General features: G+C 45.8%; 11 protein-coding genes. 6 read left to right on the top strand and 5 right to left on the bottom strand.

Annotated elements, in window-relative coordinates; translation table 11 throughout:
• Positions 1-21: 21 nt before the first annotated feature.
• The 5 genes from ychF to lolB all read right to left on the bottom strand — a co-directional run bounded on the left by ychF (position 22) and on the right by lolB (position 4,345).
• Positions 22-1,113 carry a redox-regulated ATPase YchF gene (gene ychF, locus CAG68_RS05835; protein WP_005393178.1) on the bottom strand — a complete coding sequence of 364 codons (1,092 nt, stop codon included), beginning with the start codon at positions 1,111-1,113 and terminating at the stop codon, positions 22-24.
• Positions 1,114-1,123: 10 nt separating this feature from the next.
• A complete protein-coding gene (pth, locus tag CAG68_RS05830) occupies positions 1,124-1,714 on the bottom strand; it encodes an aminoacyl-tRNA hydrolase (protein WP_086046564.1) in 591 nt (196 codons plus the stop codon).
• A gap of 151 nt (positions 1,715-1,865) precedes the next feature.
• On the bottom strand, positions 1,866-2,810 hold the full coding sequence (locus CAG68_RS05825) for a ribose-phosphate pyrophosphokinase (RefSeq protein WP_005393176.1): 945 nt from the start codon (positions 2,808-2,810) through the stop codon (positions 1,866-1,868).
• A gap of 27 nt (positions 2,811-2,837) precedes the next feature.
• A complete protein-coding gene (ispE, locus tag CAG68_RS05820) occupies positions 2,838-3,710 on the bottom strand; it encodes a 4-(cytidine 5'-diphospho)-2-C-methyl-D-erythritol kinase (RefSeq protein WP_064369040.1) in 873 nt (290 codons plus the stop codon).
• The gene (gene lolB, locus CAG68_RS05815) at positions 3,707-4,345 is read right to left on the bottom strand and encodes a lipoprotein insertase outer membrane protein LolB (RefSeq protein ID WP_086046566.1); all 639 of its coding nucleotides are present in this window, start codon (positions 4,343-4,345) and stop codon (positions 3,707-3,709) included. Before lolB ends, ispE begins: the two co-directional genes overlap by 4 nt.
• Positions 4,346-4,479: 134 nt before the next feature.
• Between lolB and hemA the strand changes: the two genes are divergently transcribed.
• From hemA to kdsA, 6 genes are read left to right on the top strand one after another with little or no spacing between them, the layout of a single operon-like run.
• A complete protein-coding gene (hemA, locus tag CAG68_RS05810) occupies positions 4,480-5,736 on the top strand; it encodes a glutamyl-tRNA reductase (protein ID WP_005384104.1) in 1,257 nt (418 codons plus the stop codon).
• A gap of 29 nt (positions 5,737-5,765) precedes the next feature.
• Positions 5,766-6,854 (top strand): peptide chain release factor 1, encoded by a 1,089-nt coding sequence (prfA, locus tag CAG68_RS05805; protein WP_005382222.1) that lies wholly within the window; start codon positions 5,766-5,768, stop codon positions 6,852-6,854.
• 3 nt (positions 6,855-6,857) lie between these two features.
• Positions 6,858-7,712 carry a peptide chain release factor N(5)-glutamine methyltransferase gene (gene prmC, locus CAG68_RS05800; protein WP_017634841.1) on the top strand — a complete coding sequence of 285 codons (855 nt, stop codon included), beginning with the start codon at positions 6,858-6,860 and terminating at the stop codon, positions 7,710-7,712.
• Between the two features lie 40 nt (positions 7,713-7,752).
• The gene (locus tag CAG68_RS05795; protein ID WP_005382225.1) at positions 7,753-8,136 is read left to right on the top strand and encodes a SirB2 family protein; all 384 of its coding nucleotides are present in this window, start codon (positions 7,753-7,755) and stop codon (positions 8,134-8,136) included.
• A 5-nt stretch (positions 8,137-8,141) separates the two neighbouring features.
• Complete coding sequence (locus tag CAG68_RS05790) at positions 8,142-8,951, top strand: SirB1 family protein (RefSeq protein ID WP_005384098.1); 810 nt, start codon at positions 8,142-8,144, stop codon at positions 8,949-8,951.
• A 53-nt stretch (positions 8,952-9,004) separates the two neighbouring features.
• A complete protein-coding gene (gene kdsA / locus CAG68_RS05785; RefSeq protein WP_005384095.1) occupies positions 9,005-9,856 on the top strand; it encodes a 3-deoxy-8-phosphooctulonate synthase in 852 nt (283 codons plus the stop codon).
• Positions 9,857-9,896 lie beyond the last annotated feature (40 nt).

The raw sequence follows: 9,896 nt of genomic DNA, 5'->3' as shown, positions 1-9,896 counted from the left end.
GTTTAGAATTCATTCATTTAATTAAACATTGAAGCGGAAGTGTACAACATCACCATCTTTTACGATGTAGTCTTTACCTTCTAGACGCCATTTACCTGCGTCTTTTGCGCCATTTTCACCATTGAATTGGATGAAATCGTCGTAACCGACTACTTCTGCACGAATAAAGCCTTTCTCGAAGTCAGTGTGGATCTTACCTGCCGCCTGAGGTGCAGTTGCACCAACAGGGATTGTCCAAGCACGTACTTCTTTAACACCTGCTGTGAAGTAGGTGTGTAGAGTCAGTAGTTCGTAACCAGAGCGAATTACACGGTTTAGGCCCGGCTCCTCGATCCCCATATCTGCTAGGAATTCTTCGCGATCTTCATCTTCCAGTTCAGATAGTTCAGATTCGATAGCTGCACATACAGGTACAACGACATTGTTTTCTTTTTCAGCGAACTCACGAACCGCATCTAGATATGGGTTATTTTCGAAGCCATCTTCGTTTACGTTTGCAATGTACATAGTTGGCTTCAGTGTTAGGAAGTTTAAGTAGCCGATCGCTGCTAACTCTTCTTTAGATAGCTCAACTGTGCGTGCCATGCCGCCTTCAGTTAGTACTGGTAACAGTTTCTCTAGTACGGTTAGTTCAAATTTTGCGTCTTTATCGCCGCCTTTTGCCTTCTTCGCGTTACGTTGAATCGCTCGCTCACAAGAATCTAGGTCAGCCATTGCAAGTTCGAGGTTGATCACTTCGATATCTTCGATAGGTGAAACTTTACCTGAAACATGAACAATGTTTTCGTTTTCAAAACAACGTACAACGTGGCCAATCGCGTCTGTTTCACGGATGTTAGCTAGGAATTTGTTACCTAAACCTTCACCACGTGATGCACCAGCAACAAGACCTGCGATGTCCACGAACTCCATCGTCGTTGGAAGAACTCTCTGTGGGTTAACGATCTTAGCTAGTGCGTCTAGACGTAGATCCGGCACAGGAACCACACCAGTGTTTGGTTCAATGGTACAGAACGGGAAGTTTGCTGCTTCGATACCCGCTTTAGTTAGTGCGTTGAACAGAGTTGATTTACCTACGTTAGGTAGACCAACGATGCCACATTTAAAACCCATGATAGTAACCTTATTCAGCTTTGAACGTGTGGAGGCGATTTTGTGCTTTAGATAGGCCATCCTTAATCAGGATATCTAGACAACGAACAGCCTCATCAGCTGCTGCATCTAAAAGCTCTTGCTCTTTAGCTGGCGCTTTACCTAATACAAAACCCGCCACTTTATCTTTGTGTCCCGGATGACCAATGCCAATACGAAGACGATAAAAATCTTTGTTATTGCCCAGTTTGCTAATGGTGTCACGCAGACCGTTGTGTCCACCGTGCCCCCCACCTTTTTTAAACTTAGCGACACCTGGCGGTAAGTCTAGCTCGTCATGAGCAACCATGATCTCTTCAGGTTTAATTTGATAAAATTTCGCAAGCGCTGCGATCGATTTACCTGATAGATTCATGAAGGTGGTTGGGATAAGCAAACGGAGATCCTGGCCATTGACCATAATGCGCCCTGTTAGACCAAAAAACTTTGGTTCGTTCTTCAGTGTAACGTTGTGAACGCGTGCTAATTCTTCTACAACCCAAGCGCCCGCATTGTGACGAGTTCTGGCGTATTCTGGTCCTGGATTAGCAAGACCAACAAGAAGTTTGATTGGTTGACTCAAGGTTAGGATCTCTCTGGAATCTCAAAAAGCGCAGTATGATAGCACAGAAAACTCGCGGTGGGCGACCAAGGGATTTTCTAGTTATCAGTACAAATAAAAAAACACCCCAAAGAGGGGTGCTTTTGAAATCAGTTTAACTGAAATGTTCGTATTAGTTGAACATTGCAGAGATTGACTCTTCGTTGCTGATACGACGAATCGCTTCAGCTAGCATGCGAGATAGGCTTAGTGTTGTCACTTTACCTGTTGCAGCCATCTCTTTAGACAGAGAGATAGAGTCAGTCACGATAACTTGGTCAAGAACTGAGTTCTTGATGTTATCCGCAGCGTTGCCTGAGAATACTGCGTGAGTAGCGTAAGCGAATACACGCTTAGCACCGCGCTCTTTTAGTGCTTCAGCTGCTTTACATAGTGTGCCACCTGTGTCGATCATGTCATCAACGATCACACAGTCACGACCTTCAACATCACCGATTAGGTTCATTACTTCAGAAACGTTTGCACGTGGACGACGCTTATCTACGATTGCGATGTCGATGTCGCCTAGTGCTTTTGCTGTTGCACGAGCACGAACAACGCCACCTAGGTCAGGAGATACCACTACAGGGTTATCTAGACCGCGAGCCTGCATATCTTCAAGTAGCACTGGCGTGCCGAAGATGTTGTCTACAGGTACATCGAAGAAGCCTTGAATTTGCTCTGCGTGTAGGTCGATAGTTAGAACGCGGTCAACACCAACGTTAGATAGGAAATCAGCAACAACTTTTGCAGTAATTGGCACACGCGCAGAACGTACACGACGGTCTTGGCGAGCGTAGCCGAAGTAAGGGATAACTGCAGTGATACGGCCTGCTGAAGCACGGCGCATTGCATCAATCATAACAACCAATTCCATTAGGTTGTCGTTAGTCGGTGCACAAGTGGATTGAATGATGAAAACATCGCTACCACGAACATTCTCATTGATTTGAACTGCAACTTCGCCATCAGAAAAGCGAGAAACAGATGCATCACCAAGAGAGATGTAAAGACGATCAGCAATACGTTGGGCTAGTTCAGGTGTTGCGTTACCAGCAAATAGCTTCATATCAGGCACGGTGGAAACCTCGGGTTTGCGTCCAGTTTAAATAGGTCGGTGTGAGGCTGATTGGTATTCAGCCAAAGTCTCTTTTAATGGCGAAATATTGCGCCCTTGAGCGATAAATGCCGAGACTTTATCAGAGAGTTGTGCAAGGATAGTTTCTGCTTCAGATTTGCTCGAAAATTCAGCAAAAACGCAAGATCCTGTCCCCGTCAATCTTGACGGCGCGTATTGTAGCAGCCAAGAAAGTTGCTTATCAACCTCTGGGTAGAGCATTCGTACAATTTTTTCGCAATCGTTTACGCTTGGCGTATTTAAAAGTGTTTCTAGATCTCGTTTTGGGGTGTTTCGCGTCAGATCTGGATGACAAAAAACGTCGACGGTTGCGATAGATACATTCGGTCTGACGACTAAATACCACTTTTCTTCGGGATAAGCAGGAGAGAGTTTTTCACCAACACCTTCAGCAAAAGCTGCAAATCCGCGCACAAATACGGGCACGTCTGCGCCTAGTTTTAAACCTATTTCAGCCAGTTCGTCGTCAGTTAGATTCAGTTGCCATAAGTAATTCAGTGCCACTAATGCTGTAGCTGCATTCGATGAGCCCCCACCAATGCCTCCACCCATAGGCAGCACTTTCTGTAGCTCAATATGCGCGCCAAAAGGGCAGTTTGAGTAAGTTTGAAGCGCGGTTGCTGCTTTCCAAATTAAATTGTCTTGAAGGGGCACACCTTCTATGTCTGGAGAAATCGTAATATCACCAGAATGGTTCGCTTGAATGGTGAGCTCATCGCCGTGATCGACGAATTGGAATAAGGTTTGTAACTCGTGGTAGCCATTCTCTGTACGGCCGTTGATATATAGAAAGAGATTCAATTTCGCTGGTGATGGCCAGCGTGTTGAAAGTTCAATCATTGGGTGATGTTCCATTTTGTGATCACTAGATTTATTTTGACATCAGCTGTGGTGAGTTTCAGCTTATTTGGCAGAGGGAGAGACTGTTCATGCCATTGAACGTCGCCATATCGTTGATAAGCAATACTCCAATCATTTAAACCAATTTGTTTGTTTAACGCTTGCAGTGTATTGGTTGGAGACAGTTGGAATTTGTCGGCATCGGTCGGTAGACCTAATAGCCAGTCAGGCATGTGTTCGACGGGCATCATCAACCCTGTAAGACGGTAAATCAGCTGGTTAGCACTGCGAGAAGAAAGGACCTGATCGTCGTAAGTTTCTACTGTGGCGCCTTGTGGGGTGATGGTGAGCTTTAATGCCGTTTGTCCGAGAATCGTTGTTAAACGCAACTGGCTTAGTGCTGAAGAATGTTTCCAGTAGAAGTTTAAATTTTGTCTTTGGTCTGGGCCAATATAACCAAGTTTCCCCGTTGCTTGAAAATCTTGGATGGTTTCGAGTCGCTGCTCATGAGCTTGCCATTCAACGCTGGTAACACTTTCTGGAACGGACGAACAACCAGCGAGCAGTAAGCTCGACAAGAAAAAAAGAATAAAGGAGCGTAACGTCATGTTTGATGGCTTATTAATCTGTTTCATCGGGAATCGCTCACAACTATAGCATTGAAAAGTCGCACTTAGGAAAACAAATCCGGCTTACCCTTTCAATAAATGCGTGCTTACAGTAAAATTCTGGACCTATTTTATAACCTATCCCAGAGATACCACGTTAGATGTCCTTGCTTGCTATTGGAATTAATCACAATACAGCGTCTGTCGACTTGCGAGAGAAGGTGGCGTTTGGTCCGGATAAACTCGGCCCTGCACTCGAGCAACTTAGAGAGCACGAAGCGGTTAACGGCAGTGTGATTGTTTCAACCTGTAACCGAACAGAGTTGTACTGCGATGTTAAGCAAGGAGCGCGAAACAAGCTGATCGATTGGCTTGCTCAATTTCATCAAGTGAGCCGCGAAGATTTAATGCCGAGTTTGTATGTTCATGAAGAACAAGCTGCAATAAAGCATTTGATGCGCGTATCGTGCGGTCTTGACTCTCTGGTGTTGGGTGAGCCTCAAATTTTGGGGCAGGTAAAGCAAGCATTTTCTGACTCGCGAGATCATCAAGCCGTCGATGCCTCGATTGATAAATTGTTTCAAAAGACGTTCTCAGTCGCCAAACGGGTGAGAACAGAGACAGATATTGGTGGTAATGCCGTGTCCGTGGCTTATGCGGCATGTACATTGGCAAAACATATTTTTGAGTCGTTATCAGATTCAACCGTGCTTTTAGTTGGTGCGGGCGAGACGATTGAATTGGTCGCGAAGCATTTAGCGTCCAACGGTTGCACAAAAATGATTGTCGCGAACCGCACTAAAGAGCGCGCGCAAGGCTTAGCGGACCAATTTGGCGCAGAAGTGATCAGTTTGAACGAAATTCCTGAACATTTGGCGAAAGCGGATATTGTGATTAGCTCAACGGCGAGCCCATTGCCTATTATTGGCAAAGGTATGGTCGAAACGGCTCTAAAGCAGCGCCGACATCAACCTATCTTGTTAGTCGATATTGCGGTGCCGCGAGATGTAGAGTCGGAAGTCGGTGAACTGAACGACGCATATCTGTATTCTGTTGATGACTTGCAATCTATCATCGACAGCAACATTGAGCAGCGTAAAGTCGAAGCGATTCAAGCTGAAGCGATTGTTAGTGAAGAAAGCGCTGCGTTTATGACATGGTTGCGTTCACTGCAAGCCGTCGATAGTATTCGCGACTATCGCAAATCAGCCAACGAAATTCGTGAAGAGTTACTGAGCAAAAGTTTGCAATCTTTAGCGGCAGGCGCAGATCCGGAGAAAGTGCTGCGCGAGCTGAGTAATAAACTCACCAACAAACTGATTCACGCTCCAACTCGCGCATTGCAAAGTGCAGCTGAGCAAGGCGAACCAGCAAAATTAACGATTATCCGCCAAACACTTGGCTTGGATGATCTATAACTCACGCTTTTTATTAAGAAAACGACACTATGAAAGCCTCTATTCTGACTAAGCTAGAAACGCTAGTAGAACGTTACGAAGAAGTTCAACATCTTCTTGGTGATCCTGATGTAATTGGAAATCAGGACAAATTCCGTGCTCTATCAAGAGAGTACTCTCAGCTAGAAGAAGTAACCAAGTGCTTCCAAGCTTATCAACAAGCACAAGAAGATCTTGTCGCCGCTGAAGAGATGGCAAACGAAGACGACGAAGAAATGCGTGAAATGGCGCAAGAAGAAATCAAAGAAGCGAAAGCGACGATTGAGCGTCTTACTGATGAGTTACAGATTCTTCTTCTGCCAAAAGATCCGAACGATGATCGTAACTGTTTCCTAGAAATTCGTGCAGGTGCGGGTGGCGACGAAGCGGGTATCTTCGCGGGTGATCTATTCCGTATGTACAGCAAGTACGCAGAAAAGCGTGGCTGGCGCATCGAAGTCATGTCTTCAAACGAGGCTGAGCACGGTGGTTACAAAGAGATGATCGCAAAAGTGAGCGGCGACGGTGCGTACGGCGTACTGAAGTTTGAGTCAGGCGGTCACCGTGTACAGCGTGTTCCAGCAACTGAATCTCAAGGCCGTGTGCATACTTCTGCTTGTACAGTAGCAGTAATGGCGGAAATCCCTGAAGCGGATCTGCCAGAAATCAAAGCAGCAGACCTGAAAATCGATACGTTCCGTGCATCTGGCGCGGGTGGTCAGCACGTTAACACCACGGATTCTGCAATCCGTATTACCCACTTACCAACGGGTACGGTAGTAGAGTGTCAGGATGAGCGTTCACAGCACAAGAACAAAGCGAAAGCAATGGCGGTTCTTGCTGCTCGTATCGTTCAAGCGGAAGAAGAGCGTCGTGCCGCAGAAGTGTCTGATACACGTCGTAACCTTCTAGGTTCTGGTGACCGTAGTGACCGTATTCGTACCTACAACTACCCACAAGGTCGTGTGTCTGATCACCGCATCAACCTGACCATCTACCGTTTGAACGAAGTGATGGAAGGTGACCTGCAGAGCTTGATTGATCCTGTGATTCAAGAGCACCAAGCAGACCAACTTGCGGCGCTCGCAGAGAACGGCTAATCGATGAGCCAAGTTCAATCGATTGAGCAAGCACTGAAAAGTGCGACGGCGAAACTGGCAGAAGGCGGCAAAGAGTCGCCTTCTCTCGATGCAGCTGTACTCCTTTGCCATGTCCTTGGCAAACCACGAACTTACCTGCTGACCTGGCCAGAAAAAGCGTTAGAAGCAGAGCAAAAATCTCAGTTTGACGCTCTACTTGAACGACGTTTAACTGGTGAACCCGTCGCTTATATTATTGGTGAGCGAGAGTTTTGGTCTTTACCGTTTAAAGTTTCTCCTTCTACCCTGATACCTAGACCGGATACAGAACGTTTGGTCGAAGTTGCACTCGATAAGACCTACGAGCAAACTGGGCCTATTTTAGATCTTGGAACGGGGACGGGAGCTATCGCCATCGCGCTTGCATCTGAAATGCCAAAGCGTCAAGTGATGGGCGTAGACCTTAAGCAAGAAGCGAAAGCACTTGCAGAGTACAATGCTGAGCAGCTAAACATCAAAAATGTGACCTTTGCTCAAGGCAGTTGGTTTGAGCCTATTACAGAAGGTACGAAGTTTGCTTTAATTGTCTCCAACCCGCCATATATTGATGAAAAAGATCCACATTTATCCCAAGGTGATGTGCGCTTTGAGCCAAAATCTGCATTAGTTGCTAAAGAGAATGGCTTAGCTGATATTCGTCATATCTCGGATCTTGCTCGTCAGTATCTTGAAGTGGGCGGTTGGCTGGCATTTGAACATGGTTATGATCAAGGTGAGGCGGTGCGTGAGATAATGCGTGGCTTTGGTTACCAACAGGTCGCTACGGAAAAAGATTATGGCGGTAACGATCGAGTAACGCTTGGTTGTCTGGCCAGTTAATCATGGAAGTCAGCAAACACTAACTAAAAAGAGAAGAAAAATGTACGTAGCTCTAAAACACATACACTTAGTGACGATCGCTCTCAGTGCGACGCTACTATCGATCCGATTCGTGTTAATGATGATGAACTCACCGAAGCGAAATAATCGCTTTTTGAAAGTGTTTCCCCACATCGTTGATACTGCATTGCTAGTGTCAGGTATCGCGCTTATTTTCATTACTGGTTTCATCCCGTTTACCGATGCCGCACCGTGGTTAACAAACAAAATCACCTGCGTACTGGCGTACATTGCGCTTGGATTCTTCTCATTGAAACTTGCGAAAAACAACCTACTGAAGATATTTGGCTTTTTCGGCGCATTGGGTTGGTTGGTCATGGCTGCAAACATTGCTGTGTCTAAGAGCCCTACGTTATTTGGATAGACGTCATGTTAGAGTTTTTTGACGAAGATTTTGACAATATACCGTTGGTGGAAGGTGCGCTTGAGCTCAACAAAGCGATTAACCCAGAAACCAAAGTACATTGGGCGAAACAAGAGTTAGAGCGTCTTTACAAAGATGCAGAAGCCACGCTTGTTCATGAAACCGATGAAGAGCAACGATTTGATGCATTCCTACGACTGTTTTTCCACGAGTGGGGGTTCAAAGGCGACGAGCAGGAATACTTTATTTCGGACAACAGCTTCATCGATAAAGTGTTGGAGCGCAGAAAAGGTATTCCTGTGAGCTTAGGTTCGATTTTGTTATACCTAGGCAAAAAGCTGGGGTTCCCGTTGAAGGGAGTTACTTTCCCTACTCAGTTCCTGTTAAAAGTCGACTGGATGCATAAGAAGCCAGACTACATCAACCCATTTAATGGTGAGTATGTAGGTGAAAGGATTCTTCAAGCTTGGCTTATTGGCCAGGAAGGACCGCTAGCTCAGCTAAAGCCTGAACATTTTGAGGAAGCTGACAACCCAACAATTATTGGTCGCTGGTTGGCGTTGATTAAAAGTGCGATGTTGCGCGAAGAGCATTATACGCTGGCATTACGTTGTACGAATCTTGCTCTAACGTTTGTGCCAGATGATCCATACGAAATTCGTGACCGTGGTTTTATTTTCCAACAGCTAGAGTGCCCTCAAGTAGCGGTATCAGATTTTCAGTACTTTATTGACCAATGCCCTGACGATCCGGCTTCCGAGCTACTAAAATCACAAGTTAATGTGATGAGTGAAACGCACGTCACACTTCACTAATTTTATCGATGTGCCGAACTGTGGCGTATCGTGGACAGAAAAAGAGAATCAAAATGGAACAGAAAATCGTTAATATCGGCGACATTCAGGTTGCTAACGACAAGCCATTCACCCTATTTGCAGGTATGAACGTTCTTGAGTCTCGTGATCTTGCGATGCAGATCTGTGAGCACTACGTAAAAGTAACGGAAAAACTTGGTATTCCTTACGTATTTAAGGCGTCGTTTGACAAAGCAAACCGCAGTTCTGTTCATTCATACCGTGGTCCAGGTCTGGAAGAAGGTATGAAAATCTTTCAGGAGCTGAAAGACACTTTTGGTGTAAAGATCATCACGGACGTTCACACTGAAGCACAAGCTCAACCTGTCGCTGACGTGGTAGACGTTATTCAGCTTCCTGCATTCCTAGCTCGTCAAACTGACCTTGTTGAAGCTATGGCTAAAACAGGTGCGGTTATCAACGTGAAGAAACCTCAATTTATGAGCCCAGGTCAAGTGGGTAACATCGTTGAGAAGTTCGCAGAATGCGGTAACGACAAGATCATCCTATGTGAGCGCGGTTCTTGCCACGGTTACGATAACCTAGTTGTAGACATGCTTGGTTTTGGTGTGATGAAAAATGCTTCGAAAGGTAGCCCAATCATCTTTGACGTAACGCACTCACTACAAATGCGTGACCCATCAGGCGCAGCATCTGGCGGCCGTCGTGAGCAGACAGTTGAGCTTGCAAAAGCGGGTCTAGCGACAGGCATCGCAGGTCTATTTATCGAAGCGCACCCAAACCCAGACCAAGCGCGTTGTGATGGCCCATCTGCACTGCCTCTAGACAAGTTAGAGCCATTCTTAGCACAAATGAAATCGCTTGATGATCTGATCAAGAGCTTTGCAGATATCGATATCAAGTAAACGCCAGATGACTGGTGGTAACAAATACTATAGCCAACCG

The organism is Vibrio sp. V42_P2S4T144, from assembly GCF_009904715.1.
In the GTDB taxonomy this organism is placed as follows: domain Bacteria; phylum Pseudomonadota; class Gammaproteobacteria; order Enterobacterales; family Vibrionaceae; genus Vibrio; species Vibrio alginolyticus.
The sequence above is the reverse complement of the archived record's forward strand: the minus strand, read 5'-3'. Positions and strand labels throughout refer to the sequence as shown.

What these genes read in the sequence shown, in the direction of transcription:
- prfA (WP_005382222.1), top strand. Translation starts at nt 5,766, where the DNA reads ATGAAAGCCTCTATTCTGACTAAGCTAGAAACGCTAGTAGAACGTTAC.
- hemA (WP_005384104.1), top strand. Translation starts at nt 4,480, where the DNA reads ATGTCCTTGCTTGCTATTGGAATTAATCACAATACAGCGTCTGTCGAC.
- ychF (WP_005393178.1), bottom strand. Translation starts at nt 1,113, where the DNA reads ATGGGTTTTAAATGTGGCATCGTTGGTCTACCTAACGTAGGTAAATCA.
- lolB (WP_086046566.1), bottom strand. Translation starts at nt 4,345, where the DNA reads ATGAAACAGATTAATAAGCCATCAAACATGACGTTACGCTCCTTTATT.
- ispE (WP_064369040.1), bottom strand. Translation starts at nt 3,710, where the DNA reads ATGATTGAACTTTCAACACGCTGGCCATCACCAGCGAAATTGAATCTC.
- prmC (WP_017634841.1), top strand. Translation starts at nt 6,858, where the DNA reads ATGAGCCAAGTTCAATCGATTGAGCAAGCACTGAAAAGTGCGACGGCG.
- CAG68_RS05795 (WP_005382225.1), top strand. Translation starts at nt 7,753, where the DNA reads ATGTACGTAGCTCTAAAACACATACACTTAGTGACGATCGCTCTCAGT.
- kdsA (WP_005384095.1), top strand. Translation starts at nt 9,005, where the DNA reads ATGGAACAGAAAATCGTTAATATCGGCGACATTCAGGTTGCTAACGAC.
- CAG68_RS05790 (WP_005384098.1), top strand. Translation starts at nt 8,142, where the DNA reads ATGTTAGAGTTTTTTGACGAAGATTTTGACAATATACCGTTGGTGGAA.